We start from the raw sequence: 23,619 nt of genomic DNA, 5'->3' as shown, positions 1-23,619 counted from the left end.
GCCGACCTGAATCAAAGGTGCGGGCCGCGATCCTCGCCTATGCCGAGGCCGCCGAGCAGGCAGGCCTCAAGGCTACGGCCATGGCATGGAGGACGTCTCTCGGCAAAAAAATGCCCGCCAAGAAGCGGGCTGTGGATAAGCGGAAGGCCGTCACTTCCCCTGTGGTGACTTAAAGACCCCCTGCATGACTTCGTATTGGTGGGCCTTCGCCGCGGCAAGGGCCTTGTGGTTCACCGGGTGCATCGCCTCCAGCCGACGGACCTCTTGGGAGGCCAGGGCGAATGGTGCGATTCGGTGTGCAAACTCGTCTCCCTCGGCCTTCATCGTGTATGCTTCGCCGCTTAGCTTGGTCACTGCCTCGGCCTGGCGCACTGCCTCAGCGCGCTCCGCCTCAGATTGTGCCTTGGCCTGGCGGCGGGCCACTACGATCCATGAGCCAAGGAACATGGCAGCGGTGAGCCCTGCGATAAGATAGAGCCGAAAACGATGCCATTTGATGTGGCGCCTAGTCACGTGGGGTGGGATGGGTTGGGCCATGGTAGGACTCCTGTCGGGTCGATTTCGTGTAATTGCGGATGAGGGCTTTGGCGCCCCAAAGGGCCAGGCCAGCTAGGACATAGGTCAGGATTCGACGGATCACTGCCTCTCTCCAGCGCGTAGAACAGTCAGCAGGAACCAACGGTTTTTCGCCAGGAGGAAAGGGGATGGCTTCCAGAAGTGCCCAGTAGCGACACGGCATACCATAAAGATTTCGCTGGCCAGATCTGCGAGCCAAGGGTCTTCGTGACCGATGGTCGTCCAATAGGGCTTTGCGAAGTAGTCCGCTAGGTGTGCCTCGTCCAGCGCCTTCCACCCACTTGGTGTGTGGGGACGAAGACACATCCAGGCCCTCCGACGCATGAGAATCCTTAACGCTCTCGTGTCGATTGGTGGTACACCGACGGGCAAGCCGACCTGAAATATGAAATCGGTCGATATCATTGAGGCCTTCCGTGTAAGGCCGCCAGATCGCGGTCGACACGCTCCCGAGGGCTGAGTGGCGCATCCTGGGCGGCCCGCTCCCGCGCCAAAGCAGCTACCACATCGAGGTCAATCGAGGCCTTCACGAAAGCAACGGCAACCGGGTCAAGACGCCCATCCGTTGTGGCATTTAGGGCCGTTCGCTTACCGGTGAGGGGGTTGGTCCACCAAGTTACCGGGGACCACTTTGCTGGGAGACGGTTGGCTTCCTCGGCGACTCGGCGCTGGGCCTGGACTAGCCCAAAGAATTTCTGGAGATTGGCCATCCGGGTATCCAGGTCGTCACCTCCGGCCTCCTGGGTGACGGCGGCAACAATCGACAATTGCTGAATCTGTTCGTTGGCCAGATTGCGCCGAGCAATGGCATAGCTGGCAGCCATCCGGTCCAGCAGTTCCCCAGCCCATTCCTGGGCTACAGGTTCCGTCCTCATGACGCGCGAGACTCCCCAGCCGAGGATGGCGAGCGATCCCAACGTCAGAACACCTAGAGCGGTAAATTGGATTTTGAAGCGCGTGAGTGGCTTCATTCGAACTCCATCCCTAGGTCTGGGCTGGGCATGAGTGGGGCACCCGGCGCAGCCCAGTGTGTGGCCACCTTTATTAGTTGTTGGTTCCGCGGATCGGCTCGCAACCACTTGAGATCGTGCTCCACGAGTTGCTGCTCGGAGGCACCAGTCCATACCCTGAGTCCTGTCGATGCGTCGATGACTTCGGTCTTTGGCCAGATCCTGACGGGGATGGATAGTCGAGCCGTATCCAGCCTGGACACCATCCGCTGCCAGCCGACGTAGTGCCCGCCAAGATTCAGGGCAACGCGTTGATAATCGTTCAAGCGTGCCGACCGTTCCCCGGGCGAAATGCCTTCCGCCCTAGCCACCATGTTGGACTGATTGGCCACCTGCTTTGCCCCTCGGAGGTAGTACTCTGCGCCGAGATCTGCCATCACGTATTGGCGCTCGTAGGTGATTCGCAGGGCCTTGGCTCGTGCGCCGGGGGTCGTGAGCCCGACAACACCCCACGCGGCAGCGGCAAAGCCGCTTGTCAAGTAGAGGCCCCACCGCATGCGCCGGAGCAGTTCATCCTGGGCAGAGGGAGAGAGTCTCTCCGGCAGCCAATTCAAGAAGGCCTTGGCCCGGCTGCCCTTTCCTGACAGCCAGGCCATCGGACCGGAGCTGGAGGCCATTAGAGGCTGGCCTCGGCATCCTGCTTGCCCTTCTCGAACTTCTTGCTGGCCTTCTTGCTGGCCTTGTCGAGGTAAGCCTTGTGCGTTTTCAAAGCCTCTGTAAACAGGACCTCAGGGGATTGGCCGAGTGACGAGGCCCACTCAGTAAGTGCCAGGACTTCGGCCTTGCTTGGGGCAAAGAGGATTCCCTGTTCAGCAGCAGACCCAAAATCAATGAGCTGTTCCAAGGCCTCGCTGGTGGTGATCTCCTTTTCCTTCGCCCGCGATACCAGCCAGAAGTTGTGGCTTTCGGTGATGGAAAACTTCCTCTGTTCTCGGGCCTGGGGGATGGGCTTTGCCTTGAAGATTTCGGTGGTGGCCATGGGGCTCCTTGTTGGTCACGGGTCGCCGCGATGAAATATTTATCGGATAAATCGACAAAGGCCTTAAATGTAAAACACTCGATCACTAGCTGCTCCACTAGGCCTCGTTCTGATTGTTTGCCCCTCCAGATGAGATGGTTTCTATTCGATGGGGCCTTTCATGCTTAAGGGAAGGGAGACCCCACTTTTGTGGGGCCAGATGGTGCCATAGGCATAACTGTAGGCTTCGCCTAAAAAAGACCGGAAAACTTGAGCTTTGTTTCATAGATATATGTATATATATAAAGTCCTAAACTAGTAATGTCGATAGAAAATCAGGAGGATCTCCATGGAACCCAAGAAGCCACGGGCAAGACCCGGACAATTCAACCTGATTTTTGGACAGGCCGACCTAGAGCGGCTCGCCCACCTTGCCGCAACTTTTGGCACAACCAAATCAGATGCAATTCGCCGGGCGGTGGAGCTGACGTACGAGCGTCAGGTCCAAGAATTGATGGGCACGAAGATCGATTACCTTGTCGAAAAAACGCAATTGATCTTGGACCGAGCCACGGAACTCTCTGCCGATCTGGCCGCCACTAAGAGCCGAGTGAATAACTCCATTGAGGTTGTTCGTGGCGTGGAGAGTGTCCTGAAGGGGGTCGCGGGTGAAGCTCGGTCGCACGCCGGAACCGCCGCGCTCCTGCTTAGGGCCATGGTGAACACTCTGAAATCTCGGCCAGACATTGAGGCCGAGATCACCCGACTGTTACAGGAGGCTCAGCATGGCCGTTTGCCCGAAGCCTGAGCACAGAGGCGGCAAGAGGCCTGCGGCTGGTGATTGGGCCAAATACCTAGCCGATGACCGAGAATCGCGCGAACGGATCGTTCTCATGGATGGATTCGGCCGCGACATTACCGCAACCGAGATGATCGCCAATATTGGTGGCGAGGATGCCACTTACTGGGATGGCCTCGCCTGTCCATCGGAAGAAGAGTGCGAGGCCCTTGTCGCACGCTACGGGGGTGACCATGAGAAGGCCGCTCGTGAACACGGGCGGTTTTTGTCTGAGCGAATCGGCGCGCTGAATAAATCAGAGCGCCCCATGGTGGCTATCCATTGGGACAGCGAAGTGCCACCCAAGTGGCACTACCACATCAGCGGCAAGGAGCTGCCGAAGACGTTCCTCTACGGTGAAAGCGGCACCATCCAGCGCGCCTGGGACATAGAGTGGGAGGCGACGGAGAAGAAAAAAATCCGGAATTGGTCCGAGCACCGCGAATATCAACGACTGAAGAAGGAGGGCGATCAAGTCCGCGCCGAGCTACGCAAACTTGGTAAGGATCGGTTCCACGCCCTGAAGGGAAAGACGGGCGAGGAGCGAGAAGCAATTCGCGCGTCGTTCGACGCAAGGGAGCGTTCGCTCATCGAAAAGCGGCATAAGCTCGAAATCGCGGCCATCGACGCGCGGTATTCAAGCAGAGAAATGGTTGGAACCGCCCACCATGCCTCGGAGCTGAAAAAGGCCGAGAACCGCAGGTCGGGTTCTCACGACCGAATCGGACGTCGCGAAAATTATCTCCGGTCGAAGGACGAGAAGTTTCGCCAAGGCCGGTCAATCACTTCCGCGAATCGACAGGCGCGGAGCGCCGCTCGAACTGCCGGAGCCGAGGCGTCGGCTATCGAAAAGGGTGCTGAGAAGGACCATCGAAAAACACGCGCCGGGCGCGAGGCTGAGGCGCACCAACGCCAGGTCGAACGCGCCGCGGCAGAACTGGCCACTTCCACTTTTGGGGCCGTGAAGAACGTCACGATGGATTTTCTTGGGCGCGGGAAGGATGGTCAGTTGCTCAGTGGTATCGCCTCAAAACCGATTGAGGCGTCCCTGGGTAGAAGTCTTTTGCGCGCGGTGGAGGCGGCATCACCTCGGGGTGCTGAGGAAGTGGTTCAAGCAATCACAAAGACTGCTCGAACCATATTCCAGTCCATGGCGGAAGGAAATGTGCTGAAGGCCGCGGCAGCCGCCACCCCTGAAATGCCCCGGGAAAATCCGAAAACCAAGGACATCGAAATCGACCGCTAAATCAGAGGAGAACCCATGCATGACCCTAACGGCTACATCCAGATTAGTTCCAAATTTACATCCTGGTATGCCTCACTGCTCTACCTCAAGCACCCTGAAGTGCTGCCCTGGGCTGTCGTCTCCCTCGTTGGTGGTGCGGCCCTGATCGGTGCGTCCATCTACCGGATGACGCGCCGCGGGCAAAAGCTCGCGTGGGAAGCGCCTCGCACCTACAAGGCGCTGAACGGGCCGTACGTGGGGCCTTTGGCCGCGGCATCGGCGGCGTTCGGCGCCTCGGCCCTTCTACCGGGTTTCGCGAGCGGAATGGCGGATCTCCGCCCAGAATGGTTCGTATACATTGGCACCTTAAGTCCAGGTTGGGTGGCAAGCGTGACCCTCCCCATGGCGGCAGTTGGTTTGCTCGGAGTCGTGGAGGCCGCCAAGCGACTTTCGCGGGAAAAGATCATTGAAACATCCCGCGGGAAAGCTCATTGGGCTGCATGGGGCGAGGTCAAATTCGCCAACGACCACCGCTGGGTGCTGCCCATCTGGGTGCATTACCGCGGGCAATCCGAGGAGTGGAAACGTGGAGCGGGCCGCACGTTGGTGGCCCTTCCTGCGAATACGGCTGTGCGCCACGTCTTCCTCGTGGGTCAGTCGGGTGCCGCCAAGGGATTCGGGATCTTCAATCCCATCATCTCTAGCAGTCGTGTTCCTTTCATCTACCAGGACTTCAAGGCTGAGATGCCCGGCTACGAAATCCTGAGAGAACGCACTGGTACGGAGCCAATCCGATGGGGTGCCGCGGCAGACGATGGACTCCCCTCCATGGGGTGGAATCCCCTGGAGGAGTGCAAGGGAAACATGAATGCGATCCACTTTTTGGCTGCGACCCTCGTGCCCAGCCGGGGCGCCGACGACTGGGTATCGCAGCTCGCCAGGCCGATCTTAGGTTGGATTCTCGCTCACGGTGGGTACACGACACTGGGGGACGTGTACGACAATCTGGTTCAGGCTGGCGTGGCTTCCGTACTGGATAAGTCAGGCGTGCCCACCGGTCTTCTGGCTGCCCTTGAAGGGAAGAACGTCAAGGAGTACCTCGGAACTACGATTTTTTCTGCGCTGGCGGCTTTCGGTTCTGGTTGGGGGCGAACCGTCACCTCACATCACGAATTCTCCATTGCCGACATGATGGAGCGTGGAGGCTATGTCCTGTCCGCCGAGTTCGATATGTCTCGGCGCGTGCCACTCACCATGTTTTGGCGGTTCATTATCCGCGACATCACGACATCGAATCGAATTCGGCCGATGACTCTGCTTTTCGATGAGGCCTTGGCTGTAGGACGCATCGAAAACATCAATGTCGTGCTAGAAACTGCTCGCTCGAAGGGCATCGGGGTGGTTTTCGGCGTGCAGCACGAGGACGGCGTCCGTCGCGAGTATGGAGACGAAGCCGAGGCCTTGATTAGCGGCTTCGCATCTCGAATCTGGTTGCTCAATGGCTTGTCCACAAACGACCAAGAGCGCCTCCGTAGGGTTCTTGGACAGCGCCTGGTGCAGGAGAAGGGGCCTGACGGGAGGGCTGGGCACCACCTGGCCGACCTCTTGACCAAGGACGATTTGGCGCGTCGCGCCAATCAATATGAGCGCTGGTGGGCTGTGGTCTCCGCTGTTGGCGCCACCAAGTCTGGAGCCCGAATTCTCGGCCAGATGGTTGGTGCCGGCTTCGCGAAGCGCCCGAAGGCTGAGGACATTGAGGCGGAGGTTCAGGAAGCCACAGCCATCTCCAGTACTGAGAATGCGTTTTACCCCACGCCTGAATTGGTCAACCAGTCCACAACCAAGGTCATCCATGAGGATGAGATCAAGGCCGCGCTGGCTGCCGCTGCGCAGCTGGAACATACCGCTGGGTGGGAGATCGACTAGATATAGGGAGGGAGCACCCCAAAGAAGAAGCCCCCGAAAGGGGGCTTCTTCTTTGGGGTGATTAACATATTCGATTGCAAATAAATAAATATTGCTATTTAGGTCTATTGCTTTGTGGTTTGATTAAACTCAGTTGGTAACACAAGTGGCGAGCCTCACCATCACAGCTTTAACCTCTCGTCTTCCCAAGTTGCCAGATGCGCTTATGCCCCCTGCCTAGCGGTTTAGTTCAAGGGAGAACCTGCCATTCTTTTGTGAATTATTCTTTCGGTGGATTGCGGGTAAACCAACCTCCGATCCTCGGGATTCTACTCATTGGGAAGATAAAAGTGATTCCGGTGTTGACCTCCCACTGAGCCACGAAACTCCCAGTTGCGTTGAATCCATGTCCTCGCCCAACCTCTACAAACCCTGTTGCAACGCTAAACCCAAGATCCCCTCGAAGGCCCCACTCGCTTCGCCACTCCTGATCCTTAATACTTCCACCTCGAAAGTCATGGCGATCCCGAAAGAAATACGCCGAAATCGACGACTCAGTGAATGGAAAGGCTTTGATGAAACGGGCAGAATATTTTAATGAGCCATCATTGTGATTTTGGGTCCATCGCGCACCTAAAGCTAATTCTATATTTTCCCACCACTTAATGACTGACCCATCTTGACAGTCCCGAGCGAAATTTCCACCCGCAGGGAATCCAGAAACCCCAAACTCTCCACCTATACCAAGGCGAGTTGGATAGGACGCGGCAGTACTACTTTCTGAGAGAAAAGAAATCCCGGCAACTGGAGCGGGTTCTTTGGTTAAAGAAACTGGGATCACATACCTCCCAATGCCATCAATGCCCGCATTAGGCCCAGTGAATACCCCCTTGCATAAGCGGGATGACTCCCAGGTGTATTTCTGTAGGATTGCGGTGGGTTCATCAAGCGAGTAGTAAGTTCTAAATACATTTAGAATGGCGTTCGTCTGAATCAGAAGAATCAAGGCCTTTGCTTCAGCATTCCTATCCAAGAAGCTATCCCCGTGAAGACGAACGTTATAGCTTTTTCTAAGTAACTCAAGTGAGTTTGGGGTAATTCCATCGATGCCGTTCATCTCGCGTAGGATGTTATCCCTGTCGGTAGTCCAGAAGGAACTTTCTAACACGAACCTCGCGCCAAACGAATTGGCTTCATCGTGAATTGCAAGTGCGAACGCATCGTGAAGGCCCTTTCTCGCGGTGGCCATGTGACCCGCCGCTAATACATCTTGAAGGTAATGTGCGGATATCGCAGAGCAGACAAGAGCGCCGAATAGATTGCCCTGACGCGCCTGACTCCTTGCCTGGCTATCCCAATTGGCCATCTCCCTTAAAGCTCCATCTTGGAAGTGGGCATCGTTGACGTGTGCCGCCCTGGCCTTGCCATCACTTGGGACTTCCCGACTGAATACGTCTTGATGAAGGTCATCAAGACTTTCAGGGTAGGGCCGTTTTTTCCTTGCCTCCCAAACATCTGGTTCGGATAGAGCACATCATCGACAAGTACAGTAATCCTCCCAAAGCTTTTTTTTGCCGATGGGTTGGAGTCTTCAAGGAGGCCAAATGTGTCAGGTAGAGACCGGCCATCTCGGAGTTTCTTGGTTTTAATTTCCTGGCGAGCAATTTTTAATGCGAGGGTGAACGCGGTCTGCGATAGCCACCGATGTTCGGGCCCCTCATAGGACAATAGAGGTCCAGCCGCCACCAGGGCGATTGCGATCTTGGAAGTGGTTTTCACGCTCTCTCCCTATCTATAAATGTGGAGGATTGGGGACAAAGTGAACCTCATTCTCTTGAGGGTCCTATTGGGCATGAGGCGCGGCCTGGGCTGCAGTGGGCGGTGCGCCTGCCAGCGAGATGAGGGCGCCCAAGGGCACCTTCACGCCGAAGGCCCAGCCCCAGGTGTCCCGCTGGCCATACCCAGTGATGAACTTTCCTTCCAAGAACCCGTGGCTGGATTGCCCAAACGGCACTTGCAGTCGTCCCATGAGATAGAACCGATCCTGCTTGGATACCCCCATGCCGTCGAGGTTCATCTTGTAGAACGGATCCCTCAGGAAACCCGCCTCAAAGAAGGAGCCCCCAATGTCGAGTCCTCCGACAGCCGTGCGCGGTCGTGGGAGCCATTCATAGCGCCCAGCGAGACGCCAACTCGTGTACTGGCTGTTCTCGGTGGGGCCAGGCGTGATCGTTTTGGAGCCGCTTTGTTCCACGATGGTCTCGGTGGATTGCTCGTATTCGCTGCGGCCTACTGCCAGGATGAGGCCAACGCCCTGGTCCTTCGCGCTGTTGGTGAACTTCATGCCCCGGTACTCGGCCTCGATGCTCTTGTTGATGGCTAGAAGGGTGTTCACGTACGGCGTGCCTGGTGCCGCGGCGGAATCCTTGGTACTTGAGACCACCGTTGGGTCAGAAGAATAGAAGTTCACGCGGCCGGTCACTAGCCAGTAGCCCATAAACTTGGGGCTCGGCTTCCATGAACCGAACTCAGCCAAGATTCCGTCCGTTCGTGGGGAGTTGTTCTGGGCAGCAGGATTACGCCCCACATTGGTCGTACCGGACACAAGGTAGACGCTGACCCCAGGAAGGTCGAGCGCGTTGAGGGCATCCTGCATGGCACTCTTGTCATTCTCCTCCTGCGTCTTCTCAGTCTTGGTCCCCTCTCCGTCCTTCTTCTGGACGTCTTTCTGGGGCTTTTGGTCCTTCGCGGGCGGCGTTTGGGCGAAGGCGAGGGGAGCTGCCGCGCAGAGAAACGCAATCAGGGATACAAACCGCAGGGACGGTATGACCCCCCTTGAGGTAATGCACTGATACATAAAATCTCCATGTTGTTAAAACTGGGCAAGGATAGCAAAATACTCGAATTTATGCGGTCAAAAATCAAGTAATCAAGACCGGAAGCCTCCCCTGGGGGGGGCGTTCTTCAGCTGCGCTACTTTGCCCTGGGGAAGGAGCGTCATCCCGGCTTCGGGCCTACCCCAAGTCGGGGGGCTCATCGGACACCGGCGCTGCCAGTGCCTGGGCTGCCGATTTGGCCTGGTGTGGAATTACGCCACCCCGCATAACAACAGGAAGGGACTCCTTCCAGTAGCCGATCATTTCAGGCCACCCCCCCTGGGGAAGGCCCAGGTAACAGCGAACTGGACACCATCCCCGCCGGGCGGCCGTCAGGCCGAGAAACAGCAGGATGGGGATCCACTTCCAATTTCCCTCAATGGCAAAAATCCAGACGATAAACGGAAAACTGATTCCGAGCCAACCCTTTGCCTGCAGCTCCATGGCGCGTCGGGCCTCTGGCGACGCTTGCGCCCAGGCCACGTGGTCCTCCTTCAGTGCGAGCACTTCCTGTTGCCAGGGCTCCGCGAAAGCTTTCCAAACGCGCTTGGGCGTCGCCACAACATCACGAACCAGCATCCCAAGCGGCCACCAAATTGGAGTAAAGAGCCACTTCGCGACCTCCCCTATGGGCCGAAAGACCCAGCGCATCGTTCCGCGGAAGGTTGCCTTCATGAGCCCCTGTGGCTCGGTAGGGTTTTGGTGGAGGTGAATTTGCTGGATGACAACCTGGCCCTTTTGAGTGGACAGGCCAGCCTTGGCCTGTTGGAGCAGTTCTGCCAGTTCGGGAGTGTTGAGTTGGCTGCTCATAGTGCCCTCAATTTCAGTCGGAACTTGGCTTCAAGAGCCTCCGTGAGCACCGCGGTTCGTGTCGCCCGCGACGCGTGGACCTTCCCCTGGATGGCTAGGCTACGACGACGGAGGACCTCCTCATCCACGATGTGGAGCAACTCCTCGGAGAGGGTAAGGCCGACTGGGTGGCGCCGGACTGGGGAGGTGGGTCGACCACGTTTAGGCATGGAAATGGCCGGAAACAAGGCCAGCGCTCGCTGAGATCGAGCCCTTTACCAGTTGCGTGAGGAACGACATCGAATACCCAACACTGAGAAGTGCTGTCCCGGCTCCGATGGATTCCGTGAGAGCCATTCCAGTGCTGGCGGTTCCACTCAGGCCACCAAGTAGGATCCGAGTGAGTTCGACGCTAAGGCCACCGACGGAGTCCGTGATAGCGCCAACGCCATATGCCCCGAGCTGAACGACAATGCCGAGCGATATGGACGCCACGATTGCCTGCGCCCACCACAAACAAAAATTCTTCCCATATTGCTGCGTGGACGGGAACAGGAAGGAAATCATGCTCAGGGGTGCAAAGCCCACACTAATCATGGAGGCGACGATAACTTTGGCCGCGAACGAAAACAGGTAGCTGAACAGTTCCACTGCAGCGCCAATGAGTTTCCACGATCCCCAAAGCCCTAACAGAATGCCAGGAAGGAGCGTTATGGTCGCACTGAGATGGCAAAGGGCAAGCCACGGGGCAGAAATAGCGCTCGACACGAACCCGACGAAAACCTGAACTCCCATCTGAGCGATGGAAGTCAGCTTTGCGAACCAGCCGTCCTCCTTGGGTGGTGGGACTGGTTTCTGGGCTTTGGCCTTCGCCTTCAGATCATTGATCGTAGCTGTCGTCGAATCGATCCTTTCGCGGATGGATGCCACAGATTCGTTTCCGAGTCTGGCCCGATCAGGATTATCACTTGTAGCCATTTTTCGTGCTGCGGCGAGCTGGGCCTGAAGATCTCGCATGGCCATTTCCTGGTTGTTTACCGCATTGGCGAGCGTTGCCGAAGCCTGCGCGTCAGTCATTCCGCTGAGGTCTTCCAGACGGTAACCCGAAAGCTTGTTCAGGACGGGCGTCGCTTCGAACATGGCGTTCGCGTAGGCGCCCTCCAGTTCCACCATGGAAATGGTTGTATCCAACACCTGGCTGAACAGCTTCTGAGTGGCATCGACCATCGGACCATTGGCTGCCTCAATGACGCGGGTGCCAGCCCAGCTCGCCATCGTCCCGAAAATTGGAGAAGCTCCCATCACTAAAAACCAAACGACGAACAACTTTGCGTGAGCTTTGGCGAAAAACTTTAGGCTCTTAGCTGCGTCGGTGCTGTCGCCCACCCAGTTCAGGTACTGGTTCAATAAATAGATGGCTCCAGCCGCGGCCCATACCACCGTGGAAACAACCCCAATCACCATGCTCGACGACGCGTCGAGCAAGCCTTTGACGATGATGTAATAGAAATTTGCGATGTTCTGAATCAGGTGGTTGTCCATCACGACCCCCAGCTCGACAGGTTGAAGCTTTTTCCAAAGACAGCCCTGGCTCCAGCATCCAGGCCCTCGAGTACAGGCTGGAGTGCGCCAAGGCTCATGGTTTTGCTGGATTTCACGTATCCCGTTACATCACTCAACCGGCTCGCGAGTTTCGCAGGGAGGTCTGCCGCGATCGCCTCGGCCGGGTTTTTAACCTGTTGAGCGGATGATGCAGGAATGGTTCCTGGCAGCGTAGCAAGCTGGTCGGGAACGCGAACCGGAATCATCGTCGGACTGGGAAGTTTCGCGAGGATCAGTCGCAGCCGAGCCATCGTCGTGTCCTGTTGAATCTGTAGATTCAGCAGTCCCATTTGCTCTGCATACCATTGATCGCCCATGATTCCGCGCATGTCCTGGAAGGCGCGAGCCTTCTGGGAAGCAAAATCTCGAAGTTTGTCGTTCTGGTCCTGGATTTGGGTCAGCAGATTGTGCTTGAGCTGCTCCTCAACATTTGTGCCGCTTGCCTCCGCATGGGCGTTGGCTAGCATCGCCGCTGAAAGCTGCTCCTTGTTGGCGGTTTTCCCGTTGTTGTCGCCCAGTTTGTTGAACCAACTCGTAAATGAAAGAACCCCCTCTGCGGGAGGCTTGTACTGGCTTTTTAGCTCCTGGATGTTGTCGTGCTTCGTGCTTTGTCTTTTCGCCACTTCTCCGACCGCCACTCGCAACCGCGCGACAATAGCAACCACCTCCGCCGCCTGGCCATCGATTTTGAGCAGGCGATTTGCTGTGTTTTCAGCGGCCTGAGTGTCCTCACCTTTGGCAAGCGCATCGTTTAGGTCAGAGAGGAGTTTCAGTGCCGCTTGATAAGTCGGGTCGTCCTGGCCGCGTGCCGAGAGAAATTCTGCTGATCGTTGAAGTGTTTCACGACGCTTACGAAAATAGGCCTGTGTCTCCTGCTTGAGGCCGATATAGGTACTAGCGTCGAACGGAACATCGTAATAAGCCTCCTCGACCTCGTTGATTTTCTGCGCACTGCGCCAATTGCCCCACGCGTCTTCTGTGGCACGCTTTTGCAACTCGGCAGGGGATAGGTTTGCGTCATCAGCACGCCTCACAATCGTAAAATGGTCGAGATCAAAATTCAGGTTGCCGGTCTTAAGACCGGAGTAGATGTCTTCAAAGCCGCCGAAATTCATTCCGGGAAGATGGGGCGAGTTCAGCCTCTGCTGAGGGCGCAAAACTGGACGCAACACCCAGTGATCCTCGGCTCCATCGGTTTGGCTAGCGAATGCCTCCAGCATTGGCATGCCCTGAATCAGGTTGATTGATGTGTTCGGGTTGGTAACGCGCTGGTAAAGACGTACGCCGTTTTGATAGTCCTCGTATGTGGCCATGGCCTGACGAACAGCCCAGTAGTCAGTGGTTGCTTTGGATTCCACCCACTGGAGGTCTGATTTCACCTCTCGATATGCGGTTTTCATGTATTCCGCGGCTCGCTGCCAGAAGGCTGGAACGTCAGTCGTTTGTGCCTTGGCGGGCATGGCCCCCATGATCAACAGTCCGGCAAGAGCACCGCTTGTGAGCCTTCGCCCAAGTCGCCAGGACGCAAACGTCTCGGCCGTAAGGCATGGGAACACGGCCGATACCACCAGGTAGGCGATTTCATGGATCAACCCCATTAGAGCCTCCTCAAATAAATAAACAATTCAGCCGAGGCGCTAACCATTTTCCAGGCGCTCCACAAGCCAAGAAGGCCGCCAGTAAGGAGTGATGCCGTGGCTGCCGGTGCCTGGGCCATCGCCACGAAGCTGAGGCCGTGAAAAATAATCCCCAAGTTATTCCTCCCCGACCGAATTAGTCGCCAATACCTCGCAAAGCCTCACCACCACAGGCTCTCCAATGGGTGGATGAATCCACATTTTGCCGCGGGCAACCGCCTGGCTAATCACCTCGAAACCAGCATCGATGCTTGTTCCGCGAAGCCAAACCCCGCGTCCTCTTGAGCCTTGTCCATTCGAGGTTCGATAGCCAATTCTGGTCAACAAATCCAGGACTGGCGTTGGTCCATAGGCGAGCATGGCAACGTCGCCATTTCGTTCCAGAAGGCAAGTTGAGGTGGATGTCTTCATCGGAGAATCCTTTCCGCTCTATAGCTATTCGACATGGTGTGAACAAATATGAAGCGTTAAAGCAAAAAAGCCCTAAATGATTAGGCATTCGAGGCCGATTTGTGCCATATCCGTCGGAAGACAGGGCAACGCAGGGATGCGACCCGAGCGTCGACGGTCGCCGGAGATCGTCGGATCCCCAACCCCTGAGCCCCGTATCCGCGGGGCTCTTTTTCGTGAATCTCTGACCCTGGCGGTAAATCACCGCAGGCGCCAAGGGCCGAGGAGATGCTGTATTTCGAGTGCAGTGGATAGAGGCCTTTCTGGCAAGGCCGTCATCCATTTCTGTTGCCCGATGTCGACATTGATTGCGGAAAGGACCACCCAGCCTTCTTCGGCACTGGCCTGAGACGCTTTTGCGCCGCGGCGTCGTTGCCCGCTCTTTGCCCAATTCTCGGTTCTTTCCCGGTTCACTCCTGGGGAGCTTGGCGTCCGGCCTCTTGGTGCCCAAAGCGGCATGAGGAGGTCCCATGAAACGCAGACTGTTTAGCGACATCTTGAGTGCAGCCGAGACGGTGGCCGTCTACGGACCCGAAGCCCTGACCGATGAACAGATCATCGAGGCGATGCTCGACACGCCGTCCCTGCCGCGGGCCGCCGAGTTCATGGTAATCGTCGGCGGGTTCCGCCCACTCCTTGCCATGGGACCTGCTGAGCTAACCGAAATCGGTCTAACTGAGTCGGAGGCCGCTCGGATCTCTGTCCTCGTCGAGGTGCAGCGGCGCAGCACCCGCAAGCCTGGCGAGAAGATATGTAGCCCGCGTGCGGCCGGAGCCTACCTCCTGCCGAAGGCCCAGGGCCTCACGGAGGAAGTTTTTGGGCTGGTGGCCCTCAATGCCAAGGGAGGAGTGCTGGCAGACCGCATTATCGCTCGCGGAACGGCCACAGCCTGCATGGTCTCTCCTCGGGAGTTCTTCCGTGAGGCGCTCCGATTCGGAGCGACCACAGCCCTCGCCTGGCATAACCATCCCAGCGGCGACCCCACGCCCTCTCGTGAGGACGCAGCCCTCACGAAACGCCTCCGAACCTCGGGCGATGCCCTCGGGGTTCCGCTCGCCGACCACATCATCATCGGCGAAACCTGGCACAGCTTCAGGGCTGCTGAGGGGTGGGACCGGTGAGGAGTCCCTGTTCCCTGGCTAGGTCGTCATCAAAAGCCATGCGTGCGCAACAACTTTTGGCCCTATTCCCGGAACCATACAGAGTGCTTCCTGCGCTTCGTCCTCCTTTCTTTTCGATACCAAGGAGCCAATTCAGTCTAATTTCCCCGCATCGACCACTTTCATAAGAGAAATCAGACGTTCGGCGAACATTTTTGTGAGGTGGCCACGCTGATAGCCTGCATTGGCCAGTTCAGCCTTAATCGTGTCTGGCGGAGTGTCGATCACAGATTTCGGGCAAGTTAGACCGGATTTCCTCATGGCAGGAAGCAACCCATAGGCTCGTTCCAAGCTGAAATTTTTAACAGCGAGCATGGAAACGATGATTGCTTCAAGGTGTTCGTCTTGAATCTTCATGATTGCTCCGGCAGTACGTGTTCAATCAGCCTTGAGCCTTTAGGGTGTGGAGGGTGGTTGCCCGACCATCACGCATATCGATCAGATTGTCTGGCTCAGAGACAAGCCAGACAAAGGACCCCCAAGCAATTTCAACAATGGCTTTCTTGAAGGTGCTACTACTTCGATCCAGGAAAGCCGTCACGAAGGCCGTCTGGTTCTCATCGAAACCCGCCCCATTGGCAAGCTGCATGAGGCTTTCTTTGCGTTGACGGTTGATCGGGCCAGCATCGCCACCGAAGTGCGCGACGCCCAGGGCAAGAAGAGCACCGTCTGGCACCGGGTTTCCCGCTGGGGCAAGCGAGCCGAACGTGCCGCCAACCTGCTCTACAAGGGTGCCAAGGTCCTCGTCCACGGCCAGGAAGCCGAACGCCCCTACACCGACAAGGACGAGAACAGCTGCGTCGCCACTGAGTTCGCCGCGCAGAACTTCTACTTGCTGGCCCGCCCGGTGAAGGTGCAGGCCTAGCCAACCAGGGGCCGCCGGTAGTTTCGGCGGCCCCTTCTTTATCCCCTCGATTCCTTGCTGATCGCCATGAGCAAAACCTATGAAGTCGTCACCGAAAAGATCGCCGCCATGCTGGCTGGCGGGAAGATCCCCTGGCGTCGCCCCTGGTGCGCCCTGAGGGCTTCGGGAAACACGCGACCCCGCAACGTGGCAGGAAACCTCTACCGAGGCGCCAATTGGTTCCTGCTGGGCACCTTTGAAACCCTTTCGAGGAAGACCTCGGCCGTGTTGGGTGGCTCCATGTTGCACTCGAAATAACCTAGCTCGACAAGCGTGTTGAGGCACAGCCGCTTAGACCGGATGAAGTGTTCGACCTCCAAGATGCCTTTGGCCTCACGGGTTCGGATCATCTCCTCACGTTGGTCGAAGAACTCCGGTCCAAGGCACATGGTTGCTCCTAGCCTGAGACTGGGGCATTGGGTTGGACAGTATGCGTCGAATCTCTAGGTTGGGTACGGCCGCGGAACACTCCCAGAAAGCTGCCGATTTCATCCTTCGTCGGAATGCGATAGAGAAACCAGCAGAGGCCGCTTAGGCGACCTCTACTCTCTACCGCAAGGTCTACCAATCGCCATCAGGTGGCTTGGGGATTATCGTTGGCGCCGAATGGGCGATGTTCGGGGCAGGTGACGGTATTTCCGCTTCTCTGATTTTGGTTCGGTGACAGTTTGAGTGGTGAGTTTCTCTATTCCTGCATGAAGTGCACGAAATGAAGGCGAGCGACTCTGCTCAGGAAGAATCGTCATACGAGGCCCCATTTTCTCGGCCCAAGAAACCTTGTCCATCGTTCCGTCTCCCACGATTTCGCAGAATAGTTCGGCAGTCCCACAAACGGAATCAGGTCTGTATGCTTGTGCTTTCTGCATGTCTGCTTGGGGGAAGGCTAGCTTGAGTGCTCGAAGGTCGCCAAGGTAGAACGCTTCACTTTCCTCGACTGCAATCCGGAAAACTACGTTTAGGCTCGGAGCCTGACTATTCGATATCTCGACAAGATTCTGCTTGAGAATCTCGCAATTTTCATCGTCAGCATCGACAAGAACAAGGACGGCATGGTCGTTTTCGGAAGCAACCGCAGCGAAGGCGCGCAATTTAGCAGGAAGCAGATCAAGAAGGCCTTGACGCCTCGGCAGCGGGGGTGCAGAAGGATCTCGTGGTAGGGTCCCTTTCCCCTGGTGCGCGTGGGTCTGGAATGAGTGGCCTCTGAAAGCCCGAGGGGCCCAACCATCAATAAATGCTTTATCAGATTTTCCCTCTACAAGTACATGAACCTTCATTGCGCTGACGCCCTAGTCGTTTTGGGGTTCTCAAGTTGTTCGAGAGAAGGAATTTCCTCGGTTCCAAAATGGTCGCTGTACCACTGGGCGCCCAGTGGTACGCCCTGGAATGTCAGCTCACGCACATTCGGAAGGTCAGCCACCCGCGTTGCAGCCGCATGGCCATCAATTCCCTTCCGAATGATCCAAACCTGATCGGGACCAAGTGCATCCACAAAGTAGGACGAATGGGTGGTTACAAGAATCTGGGTAGGCCTATCTTTGTTTGATGAATGGGATACAAACTGGCGGGCTAGGTGCTCAATCAAGTCGATGTAAAGTCCATTCTCAGGTTCCTCGATTCCGATGAATGGGCGAGGTTGCGGATCAGACAATAACACTGCATAGGCAAGCATCTTTAACGTACCGTCGGACATACTTTGTTGGTAGAAGGGGTCCATATAACCTGCTTCATCGAAACGGATGAGCAGTCGCTTGTCTGCACTCGGTTCACACTTGATGTTCTTTAGCCCCGGGATGGCGCGCGTCACTCGGTCGATGATCTTTTGAAAGTTGGGTTTTGAGTATGTCCGTTCAAGATACTGAAGAACGTTTCCAACGTTTGAACCCTTACGATCAAGCCATTTCTGTGCTCCTGACGGCGGTAGCTCGCGCGCTGCATCAGGAACAAAATATGATAGGTACCACTGCTCGACGTAACTACGAAGAGCGACGATTCGCGGATGATCAGCAAGGTTACCAAGTGTTGCTAGGCCAAGCTGATTCAAGTCTGCCAATCGAACTGATTTAGAGGCCTTCACGTCCTTAGCTGCCCCGACGCGATCGCCTGCCCATACCCTTCCTCGCCCACGGGTGAGATTTAGGAAGTAGTAAGGCTGACCGCGTGTTTCACCTCTACGGCGTTGCCGAAGAGTCTCTTTGACGGCCGAAGGGACACCGTCGATTAGATCAATTTGGAGTTTGTAGACAATTGGTCGATCCGGGTCATCATGCTCGAAGAAAATTTCAAAAGTAATTGGTCCTGTCGATCCCTGGGTTCGAAGGCGCTCAAACCCGCCACGGGCAGGTTTGTCGCAAGCCCCTTCGACACCTTCGAGTAAGCAGTCCGAAACGAATCCAAACGCATCTAGGAGTGTCGATTTCCCAGAACCATTCGGTCCAATGAAGCAGACGAAACTAGGAAGTGGCTCACCTTTTCCATAATCTGTTTGGCCGAGTTTAATATCGGCGAACGATTTGTAGTTTTTGATTCGAATACCAAGAAGACGCGCCATCGCCACCCTCTGAAGCGCCGAGCATAGCGGAAGGCCAGCTTGTTTTCCAGGGTTACAGCACTGAAGAGAGGAGATCGCATCCTGCCCTCCTGCCAGTGATTCCTCTGGCTCAGGCAAATGCCTTTCTGCCTATCTGACCTACCCGAGCCCATTGTTGTGGTCCCGTCAGAGTCGGCCTTGTGCTGGACTGGTGGCCTCGGTCTGGTTCGGCAGTCTCCCACAGGGGGGTCACCATACCTCTATAATGCTCCTCAATTCAGAGGCGATTGTCGTCTTACTGGACTATGTCTAGGCGTGCTTTGTGCTGCACTAGGTGACGTGCTTTGCGTGCTTAGCCAGCTCATCGAGGTCGGTGAAGAGCTGGGCAGCGGCGTGGTGGATGGCGAAAAGCTCGTAAGGGTCTGATTCGCATCCGAGTACTTTCGCGACCTGGTGGCTAAAGAGCCCGAAGAGTGAAGTGGGCGAAAAGGGGTTCTCTTTGCTGACTAGTTCCGTGCACTTCGAGTACAGAATCTCGGCGCTGTTGAACCGGTGGAGGACCTTGTCCATTTCGTGCTCCAGGATTTCATCTGGGCGCTCGCCATAGTGATTGATGACAGCCAGGCGTGCCAATTTTGGCCAGATCGACTCCTGGATTGATGCTAAGTGACAGGTTGAACAGCCATGTGCCATCCAGCCCCTATTGAATAGGTGAGCAAATAAAGCGAAGGTCCTCTCGGCAATGAGGTGTTCTTGCTCGGAGATGCTGGACCCGGTCGAATGCCGGGAGGCCAAATTGCAGCTTGAGACAACGAAATTGGCTGTGTCAGCGATGAATTTCAAAACGACATAGGCGTAATCGTCGAGGCTGGAAATCCCATTCATGCACTGGAGCCATTCGTCGTAATCAGGGTCTTTGGGGTTCATTGAACACCTTTGTCTGGTGGTAGAAACGTCAGGGTAGCAATAAACCTGGGCTTAATTTGCGCAACAGCTAAGGTCGGGGGAAGGGCCGGAGCCCCTTCCCCCAGTCGAGCCCGCGAGCGGTCTCTCCTTCCCCATCTGCCGGGGGGGAACCCCGGACCTCCATGAAACCAACGAAAGATTGAGCCCTGGATCGAATGACCGCCGCTCCAGGGGGTGGTCCGTCAGGACGGGTTCGTGGTGCCCCGGCTGCCAGTCCTGCTCGTCGGGAAGTGCGCCCTCCTGCGCTGGCCTGGTTCCTCGCCGGGTCCCCCCAAACCCGCCGCTTCGCGGTCCCTACGCGCAAGGAGAAAACGCCCTTCGGGCGGGCCTCCGGCCCCGGTCTCCCGCGAGCGGGTCCCTCCGATTTTCCCCCTGCGCTTCGGGCTCCTTCGTCCCTGGGGCTTCGCCTGTGGAAGGCCGGGTAAGGCCCCCGGCCTCCCGTTGGGAGTGCGCGGCGGTCACCACAAACCAAAAAGAGCGGACATGCGAAACAAAACCTCAATTACGGCCTATAGCGAAGCCCGGCAGGAATCTTTCCGTCGGCGGGTCCTACAGGCTCGGCTTGCACGCCTCGAACAGGAGATGGATGCGTTGCTTGGTGACATCGCCTTGCTAAATCGTCTCTGCCTCCTAGAAGCCGCTGACCGACTCGAAGAGCGGCTCACTTCGATGACGCGAGAGGCGCTGCGGCATCGTGTTGCCTTGGAGGGTCGGACGCCGTTGGTTGAAGTCCTCGCGCCGCGGTTGGCCGGGATGGTTTGGGCCTCGTAGGTTAAGGCAAAGGCGGGGTTGGAAGGCGGAAGAGATGCCTCTAGTTTGGGATAAATAGTTAAAGCTCAATAGGCGTTGCCGATAAGGCCTTGAGGGGAGAGATGGAATGCAGACCCAATTGATCAGTGGCCTTAGCCGGACTGAAAGGATGCTTATCGAACGGCTGGTCCGGGATGTTGACGAAGCCCTTCTCGGCCACACTGAAGCCTGTGCTCGGAAGGCCGATACGCAGACCGAGTGGACCAGCAAGGCCTATTCTCGGGGGAGTAACTTCGGTCGCCTCCAACAGGCTCAGGGGACACTTCGCGTCCTGCGCAAAGAGCTTCGTCGCCGCGGCGAAGACCTCCCGCCGGAGGCCTTTGCCGCTATGGAGGTGCGGGGATGAGCGAATCCACACCCTACCGGCTTGCGTTGGGCATCTGTGTTGGTGCAACCCTGATGCTCATTCTTTCAATGCTTGTAGACCTCGGCTGCGATAGCGAATTCCTCATTCTGTCGTGGGCGACGTGGGGGTTGTGGGCCCTCGGCGAGAGCTTTGAAAGCTACGAATCGAACCATCCTTTCGGCCAGCTCAACACTGTCCGCGCCAGGCGCAGCGTCATTGGATTGGCCTACGACGCCTTCGGCCATCGGCTGGTTCGTTGGTAGCAAACGAAAACAATTTATCCATTGGGACATCACCCGCCAGGAGGCGAACATGCTGGTCACTCGTTGGAACTCCTTCGTTGAGTGCTTTGCTGAGGCCCTCACCATCAAGCCGAAGCTTTCCAAGGGCTCTGGCCGACGCGATACCCTCATGCGAATTGATCGAGTTCATCAGCACACTTTGATCGTTGGGGAACCTGGCGTCGGGATGGGTTTCATCTTGGACGCGGGCACTGATCAGTGGGAATCTCGTGCAAGAGAAAAAGGTGACCCCGCCGACGCCAAGAAATGGAGGCCGTGACTAGGATCTCTGGCCAAAAGCGTTAAATCCCCGCAGGCGCACAGCGCCGAGGATTTGGGGTAGGGGCCTTACCTTTTAGGCTTTTTGGCTGGTGCCTTAGCGGCTTTTCCGGCCCCGTCAGCGATGGCCTGAAGGATGCCCGGTAGTTCGCTTTGGAGAGCCGAGGCCAATTCCTGCCGAACGAGCGCCTTGATGTCTGCGGTGCCCATGGAGGATGCCAGGGGCATTGGTTTGGGGCTTTCGGTCTGCCAGCGCTTCCGGAGATCCGCCAAAAACGCCAGGTCGGCGGCCTTGCCTTCCGCCGTGTTGGCACGAGCGGCGTGCTGAGTCAGAGCCCTCTCCAGGATGTAGCTATAGGAGCATTCCGCCTGGGATATTTCGCCGCGGTCTACCAGATCCTGGAGGGCCTTGCGCTCGGCCACCAGAGTTTCCCAACCCCGAAGCGTAAGCCTTAGGCTAAGTGGCTTCTGGAACGGACCAGCCACACGCCCCTGGGGGTGGGTTCGCTCCTTCTTTTCACCTGGCTTTGGGGGTCGGCCCATGGTGGCCCTCCTGCTTTAGGAGTTTATACCACCAAACATTTAATGCTTTGGATGTCAGCCCTCTAGGGTTGGAAGGAGTTCAATGTCGATAACGCTAGGAAGACCCTCGATGACGCGGATGGATTCGGCCTGAGCTGCCGCAGCAACAGTGGGTGTGTTTTCGATTTGATGAACGCCCATTGGTGATAACGCCGGGATCAGGCCGACGTTCTTACATTGTGGGCATTGGTTTGGTGCTGCGGCAGCACGTTGCGCGGCTTGAGTGGCACCAGCAGCGGAGGAGGCACCTGAGGCCGCAACGGTGGCCCCAGCGGTGGTTGCGGTTCCACCAGCAATGATTAAGAAGATTCCAATGCCGATTGGGATGACGCCGATGCAAAAAAGGAAAAGAAGAGGCAGTCCGATCAGGATCAAGATGATCCCTAGAGCGGATCCACCGCATCCTGCGGCAGCCAGGCCTGTTCCGCCGACAGCCGCAGCAGTACCAATGGCTTTCGCCCCATCATAAGTAGGTGCATTGCTTCGAAAGAGGCCAATCCAGCCACATGTTGAACAGAGGGTGTGGTCGGCTAACGGAAACTGCCGGTAGTAGTCGATTCGCTCATTGTGGCGAATGACAGATTCCCGACGTCGCCTCTCAGCATCTCGGGCCAGGAATAGGATCCGCTCCATCCGTTTTCGATAAATTCTTCCCGCGAACGCAGATAACGCGAGCCAGAGACTGATCACCACCACCACGCTCAGCGTCAGTACTAGTTGTTTAGCGGAAATGTCGATTAAAGTTTCTCGCTTGGCATGCATGGGAGCTAGAGCCTTCACTTCATCTGCCTCGTTGGCTTTGTCCTGGGCGCGCTTTTTCTTCCCTCTGGTGGGCGGTGGCGTTTCCCGGAGCTTTGCCATTCGTTCTTGAGATTCTTGAGACTGTCTTCGTAACTCTTCGCTCAATTCCTGGGCACGGATCTGCTGTTCGGTAGGTCCGATTGCGCTTTGAATTTGGTCTGAGATTCCCTTGGAAGCGGCTTTCATTGCTTCAGGGAAGCCACCCAGCAACAGGGTGGTGAGGCAAGCGCCAACACTAAGAGCGAAAAGCGGTCTGGACCACCAGGGCGAGAAGAACGAACGAATTTTCTCAATCAGCACGATCTCATCCCAGAGATTGTCTCAATATTTGGAATCACTATCTCAGCTATGAATCGCCAAGCTTCGACAGGGTAATGGCGGTGCATACGTCTTCAGGTCACATTTCGACCGCATGGACTCGCCGCTGAATGTCTGATGGTACAAATGTGACCAAAGTTGTTTTTGGGGGGGCTACTTAAACAGGTCGGCTTCAAGGCTTCCAACGACGCTATCGGCTAGGGCCCTCTGGCCATTCGCACCGCCCATCGCAGTCATGGCCCAATCGGAACCGAGTGCCATGATTCGACCTGCCTCGTCGCGGATCTCGACCTCAATTCGGGCGTCTCCGGTGGCCCAGAAATCGGTCTCCACGAGCACCACGGCCACCTTGAGGCTATAGGCGCCATGTGCGGTGGTGATGTCTTTCAGGCCCTGCTTTAGGGTCTTGAGGAACTCGACCGAACGCTCCTTGGCGGCCCATTCAACCTCGCCACTCCAGGTGATGCCACGAGAGCGGTCGAAGCCTGGGGCCACCCAGAAATAGCAATTCTTGTTGGTGCCACGCCTGGCGGTCTCAAGGTAATACTCCCGCGGGAGGGTACGCGGGTAGTCGCTGGCCTGGGCGAGGGTGGTGAGCGCAAGCGTGAGGCCGAGGATAAGTGGCTTCATGGGGTCTCCTTCTATTGGTTTTATCGGCCTTTGGCGATTTAAACATTACGTTAAAAACGCCAAAACTTTCGGCGTTTCGATGTTATTGGCTTCGTAACGTATAAGCGTAAGAACGTCGAAATGCCTTAATATTTCGACAATAGAAATTT

General features: G+C 56.6%; 26 protein-coding genes. 8 read left to right on the top strand and 18 right to left on the bottom strand.

The window, feature by feature from the left end:
- Positions 1-150: 150 nt before the first annotated feature.
- The 4 genes from Q9293_RS13145 to Q9293_RS13130 all read right to left on the bottom strand — a co-directional run bounded on the left by Q9293_RS13145 (position 151) and on the right by Q9293_RS13130 (position 2,565).
- Positions 151-537: a hypothetical protein gene (locus Q9293_RS13145; protein WP_306247215.1), complete on the bottom strand. Its 387-nt coding sequence runs from the start codon at positions 535-537 to the stop codon at positions 151-153.
- 440 nt (positions 538-977) lie between these two features.
- Positions 978-1,547, bottom strand: coding sequence for a hypothetical protein (locus tag Q9293_RS13140; RefSeq protein WP_306247212.1), 570 nt, complete (start codon positions 1,545-1,547; stop codon positions 978-980).
- Complete coding sequence (locus tag Q9293_RS13135; RefSeq protein ID WP_306247210.1) at positions 1,544-2,083, bottom strand: hypothetical protein; 540 nt, start codon at positions 2,081-2,083, stop codon at positions 1,544-1,546. Before Q9293_RS13135 ends, Q9293_RS13140 begins: the two co-directional genes overlap by 4 nt.
- 119 nt (positions 2,084-2,202) lie before the next feature.
- Positions 2,203-2,565 carry a hypothetical protein gene (locus tag Q9293_RS13130; protein ID WP_306247208.1) on the bottom strand — a complete coding sequence of 121 codons (363 nt, stop codon included), beginning with the start codon at positions 2,563-2,565 and terminating at the stop codon, positions 2,203-2,205.
- 328 nt (positions 2,566-2,893) lie between these two features.
- Between Q9293_RS13130 and Q9293_RS13125 the strand changes: the two genes are divergently transcribed.
- The 3 genes from Q9293_RS13125 to Q9293_RS13115 are packed head-to-tail and all read left to right on the top strand — an operon-like array spanning position 2,894 to position 6,533.
- Positions 2,894-3,352 (top strand): hypothetical protein, encoded by a 459-nt coding sequence (locus Q9293_RS13125; RefSeq protein WP_306247207.1) that lies wholly within the window; start codon positions 2,894-2,896, stop codon positions 3,350-3,352.
- Complete coding sequence (locus Q9293_RS13120) at positions 3,330-4,628, top strand: hypothetical protein (protein WP_306247204.1); 1,299 nt, start codon at positions 3,330-3,332, stop codon at positions 4,626-4,628. The genes Q9293_RS13125 and Q9293_RS13120 overlap by 23 nt, the downstream gene beginning before the upstream one ends.
- A gap of 15 nt (positions 4,629-4,643) precedes the next feature.
- Complete coding sequence (locus tag Q9293_RS13115; protein WP_306247202.1) at positions 4,644-6,533, top strand: type IV secretory system conjugative DNA transfer family protein; 1,890 nt, start codon at positions 4,644-4,646, stop codon at positions 6,531-6,533.
- Between the two features lie 259 nt (positions 6,534-6,792).
- Here the strand turns inward: Q9293_RS13115 and Q9293_RS13110 are convergent, their stop codons facing one another.
- From Q9293_RS13110 to Q9293_RS13085, 6 genes are all read right to left on the bottom strand, one after another.
- Positions 6,793-7,878: a hypothetical protein gene (locus tag Q9293_RS13110; RefSeq protein ID WP_306247200.1), complete on the bottom strand. Its 1,086-nt coding sequence runs from the start codon at positions 7,876-7,878 to the stop codon at positions 6,793-6,795.
- A gap of 5 nt (positions 7,879-7,883) precedes the next feature.
- Positions 7,884-8,291: a hypothetical protein gene (locus Q9293_RS13105; protein ID WP_306247198.1), complete on the bottom strand. Its 408-nt coding sequence runs from the start codon at positions 8,289-8,291 to the stop codon at positions 7,884-7,886.
- A gap of 64 nt (positions 8,292-8,355) precedes the next feature.
- Positions 8,356-9,369: a hypothetical protein gene (locus tag Q9293_RS13100; protein WP_306247196.1), complete on the bottom strand. Its 1,014-nt coding sequence runs from the start codon at positions 9,367-9,369 to the stop codon at positions 8,356-8,358.
- A 157-nt stretch (positions 9,370-9,526) separates the two neighbouring features.
- On the bottom strand, positions 9,527-10,198 hold the full coding sequence (locus Q9293_RS13095) for a hypothetical protein (protein ID WP_306247194.1): 672 nt from the start codon (positions 10,196-10,198) through the stop codon (positions 9,527-9,529).
- 201 nt (positions 10,199-10,399) lie between these two features.
- Entirely contained in the window at positions 10,400-11,719 is a 1,320-nt protein-coding gene (locus Q9293_RS13090; protein WP_306247193.1) for a hypothetical protein, read from the bottom strand.
- Complete coding sequence (locus Q9293_RS13085; protein WP_306247191.1) at positions 11,719-13,377, bottom strand: hypothetical protein; 1,659 nt, start codon at positions 13,375-13,377, stop codon at positions 11,719-11,721. Before Q9293_RS13085 ends, Q9293_RS13090 begins: the two co-directional genes overlap by 1 nt.
- A gap of 959 nt (positions 13,378-14,336) precedes the next feature.
- On the opposite strand from Q9293_RS13085, the gene Q9293_RS13080 reads away from it, so the two are divergent.
- Positions 14,337-14,987 carry a RadC family protein gene (locus tag Q9293_RS13080; RefSeq protein ID WP_306247189.1) on the top strand — a complete coding sequence of 217 codons (651 nt, stop codon included), beginning with the start codon at positions 14,337-14,339 and terminating at the stop codon, positions 14,985-14,987.
- A gap of 132 nt (positions 14,988-15,119) precedes the next feature.
- Here Q9293_RS13080 and Q9293_RS13075 read toward each other — a convergent pair whose 3' ends face one another.
- Both Q9293_RS13075 and Q9293_RS13070 read right to left on the bottom strand, forming a co-directional pair.
- On the bottom strand, positions 15,120-15,383 hold the full coding sequence (locus Q9293_RS13075; protein WP_306247187.1) for a hypothetical protein: 264 nt from the start codon (positions 15,381-15,383) through the stop codon (positions 15,120-15,122).
- A gap of 25 nt (positions 15,384-15,408) precedes the next feature.
- On the bottom strand, positions 15,409-15,615 hold the full coding sequence (locus Q9293_RS13070; protein ID WP_306247185.1) for a BsuBI/PstI family type II restriction endonuclease: 207 nt from the start codon (positions 15,613-15,615) through the stop codon (positions 15,409-15,411).
- A gap of 15 nt (positions 15,616-15,630) precedes the next feature.
- On the opposite strand from Q9293_RS13070, the gene Q9293_RS13065 reads away from it, so the two are divergent.
- A complete protein-coding gene (locus tag Q9293_RS13065; RefSeq protein ID WP_306247183.1) occupies positions 15,631-15,891 on the top strand; it encodes a single-stranded DNA-binding protein in 261 nt (86 codons plus the stop codon).
- A 66-nt stretch (positions 15,892-15,957) separates the two neighbouring features.
- Positions 15,958-16,188 (top strand): ArdC family protein, encoded by a 231-nt coding sequence (locus Q9293_RS13060; RefSeq protein WP_306247182.1) that lies wholly within the window; start codon positions 15,958-15,960, stop codon positions 16,186-16,188.
- 332 nt (positions 16,189-16,520) lie between these two features.
- Here Q9293_RS13060 and Q9293_RS13055 read toward each other — a convergent pair whose 3' ends face one another.
- The 3 genes from Q9293_RS13055 to Q9293_RS13045 form a co-directional block, all read right to left on the bottom strand.
- Positions 16,521-17,204, bottom strand: coding sequence for a DUF4276 family protein (locus tag Q9293_RS13055; protein WP_306247179.1), 684 nt, complete (start codon positions 17,202-17,204; stop codon positions 16,521-16,523).
- Positions 17,201-18,478: an AAA family ATPase gene (locus Q9293_RS13050; protein WP_306247177.1), complete on the bottom strand. Its 1,278-nt coding sequence runs from the start codon at positions 18,476-18,478 to the stop codon at positions 17,201-17,203. Before Q9293_RS13050 ends, Q9293_RS13055 begins: the two co-directional genes overlap by 4 nt.
- 309 nt (positions 18,479-18,787) lie before the next feature.
- Positions 18,788-19,384 (bottom strand): hypothetical protein, encoded by a 597-nt coding sequence (locus Q9293_RS13045; RefSeq protein ID WP_306247175.1) that lies wholly within the window; start codon positions 19,382-19,384, stop codon positions 18,788-18,790.
- Positions 19,385-20,575: 1,191 nt separating this feature from the next.
- On the opposite strand from Q9293_RS13045, the gene Q9293_RS13040 reads away from it, so the two are divergent.
- Together Q9293_RS13040 and Q9293_RS13035 are read left to right on the top strand one after the other, a co-directional pair.
- The gene (locus tag Q9293_RS13040; RefSeq protein WP_306247174.1) at positions 20,576-20,842 is read left to right on the top strand and encodes a hypothetical protein; all 267 of its coding nucleotides are present in this window, start codon (positions 20,576-20,578) and stop codon (positions 20,840-20,842) included.
- A gap of 49 nt (positions 20,843-20,891) precedes the next feature.
- The gene (locus Q9293_RS13035; protein WP_306247173.1) at positions 20,892-21,140 is read left to right on the top strand and encodes a hypothetical protein; all 249 of its coding nucleotides are present in this window, start codon (positions 20,892-20,894) and stop codon (positions 21,138-21,140) included.
- Between the two features lie 68 nt (positions 21,141-21,208).
- Here Q9293_RS13035 and Q9293_RS13030 read toward each other — a convergent pair whose 3' ends face one another.
- The 3 genes from Q9293_RS13030 to Q9293_RS13020 form a co-directional block, all read right to left on the bottom strand.
- Entirely contained in the window at positions 21,209-21,562 is a 354-nt protein-coding gene (locus Q9293_RS13030) for a hypothetical protein (RefSeq protein WP_306247170.1), read from the bottom strand.
- Positions 21,563-21,736: 174 nt separating this feature from the next.
- Positions 21,737-22,822 (bottom strand): hypothetical protein, encoded by a 1,086-nt coding sequence (locus Q9293_RS13025; protein WP_306247168.1) that lies wholly within the window; start codon positions 22,820-22,822, stop codon positions 21,737-21,739.
- 171 nt (positions 22,823-22,993) lie between these two features.
- Positions 22,994-23,470 (bottom strand): hypothetical protein, encoded by a 477-nt coding sequence (locus tag Q9293_RS13020; RefSeq protein WP_306247166.1) that lies wholly within the window; start codon positions 23,468-23,470, stop codon positions 22,994-22,996.
- Positions 23,471-23,619: the final 149 nt, after the last annotated feature.

This window comes from Geothrix sp. PMB-07 (assembly GCF_030758935.1).
Classification (GTDB): domain Bacteria; phylum Acidobacteriota; class Holophagae; order Holophagales; family Holophagaceae; genus Geothrix.
This window is presented reverse-complemented; position numbering and strand designations above follow the sequence as displayed.

Bases quoted from the DNA above. Each gene is read 5' to 3' on its own strand.
- Q9293_RS13035 (WP_306247173.1), top strand. From the start codon at position 20,892: ATGCTGGTCACTCGTTGGAACTCCTTCGTTGAGTGCTTTGCTGAGGCC.
- Q9293_RS13100 (WP_306247196.1), bottom strand. From the start codon at position 9,369: ATGTATCAGTGCATTACCTCAAGGGGGGTCATACCGTCCCTGCGGTTT.
- Q9293_RS13110 (WP_306247200.1), bottom strand. From the start codon at position 7,878: ATGGCCAATTGGGATAGCCAGGCAAGGAGTCAGGCGCGTCAGGGCAAT.
- Q9293_RS13045 (WP_306247175.1), bottom strand. From the start codon at position 19,384: ATGAACCCCAAAGACCCTGATTACGACGAATGGCTCCAGTGCATGAAT.
- Q9293_RS13080 (WP_306247189.1), top strand. From the start codon at position 14,337: ATGAAACGCAGACTGTTTAGCGACATCTTGAGTGCAGCCGAGACGGTG.
- Q9293_RS13145 (WP_306247215.1), bottom strand. From the start codon at position 537: ATGGCCCAACCCATCCCACCCCACGTGACTAGGCGCCACATCAAATGG.
- Q9293_RS13130 (WP_306247208.1), bottom strand. From the start codon at position 2,565: ATGGCCACCACCGAAATCTTCAAGGCAAAGCCCATCCCCCAGGCCCGA.
- Q9293_RS13040 (WP_306247174.1), top strand. From the start codon at position 20,576: ATGAGCGAATCCACACCCTACCGGCTTGCGTTGGGCATCTGTGTTGGT.
- Q9293_RS13070 (WP_306247185.1), bottom strand. From the start codon at position 15,615: ATGCAGCTTGCCAATGGGGCGGGTTTCGATGAGAACCAGACGGCCTTC.
- Q9293_RS13060 (WP_306247182.1), top strand. From the start codon at position 15,958: ATGAGCAAAACCTATGAAGTCGTCACCGAAAAGATCGCCGCCATGCTG.
- Q9293_RS13115 (WP_306247202.1), top strand. From the start codon at position 4,644: ATGCATGACCCTAACGGCTACATCCAGATTAGTTCCAAATTTACATCC.
- Q9293_RS13120 (WP_306247204.1), top strand. From the start codon at position 3,330: ATGGCCGTTTGCCCGAAGCCTGAGCACAGAGGCGGCAAGAGGCCTGCG.
- Q9293_RS13095 (WP_306247194.1), bottom strand. From the start codon at position 10,198: ATGAGCAGCCAACTCAACACTCCCGAACTGGCAGAACTGCTCCAACAG.
- Q9293_RS13020 (WP_306247166.1), bottom strand. From the start codon at position 23,470: ATGAAGCCACTTATCCTCGGCCTCACGCTTGCGCTCACCACCCTCGCC.
- Q9293_RS13085 (WP_306247191.1), bottom strand. From the start codon at position 13,377: ATGGGGTTGATCCATGAAATCGCCTACCTGGTGGTATCGGCCGTGTTC.
- Q9293_RS13055 (WP_306247179.1), bottom strand. From the start codon at position 17,204: ATGAAGGTTCATGTACTTGTAGAGGGAAAATCTGATAAAGCATTTATT.
- Q9293_RS13125 (WP_306247207.1), top strand. From the start codon at position 2,894: ATGGAACCCAAGAAGCCACGGGCAAGACCCGGACAATTCAACCTGATT.
- Q9293_RS13090 (WP_306247193.1), bottom strand. From the start codon at position 11,719: ATGGACAACCACCTGATTCAGAACATCGCAAATTTCTATTACATCATC.
- Q9293_RS13135 (WP_306247210.1), bottom strand. From the start codon at position 2,083: ATGCGGTGGGGCCTCTACTTGACAAGCGGCTTTGCCGCTGCCGCGTGG.
- Q9293_RS13075 (WP_306247187.1), bottom strand. From the start codon at position 15,383: ATGAAGATTCAAGACGAACACCTTGAAGCAATCATCGTTTCCATGCTC.
- Q9293_RS13050 (WP_306247177.1), bottom strand. From the start codon at position 18,478: ATGGCGCGTCTTCTTGGTATTCGAATCAAAAACTACAAATCGTTCGCC.
- Q9293_RS13140 (WP_306247212.1), bottom strand. From the start codon at position 1,547: ATGAAGCCACTCACGCGCTTCAAAATCCAATTTACCGCTCTAGGTGTT.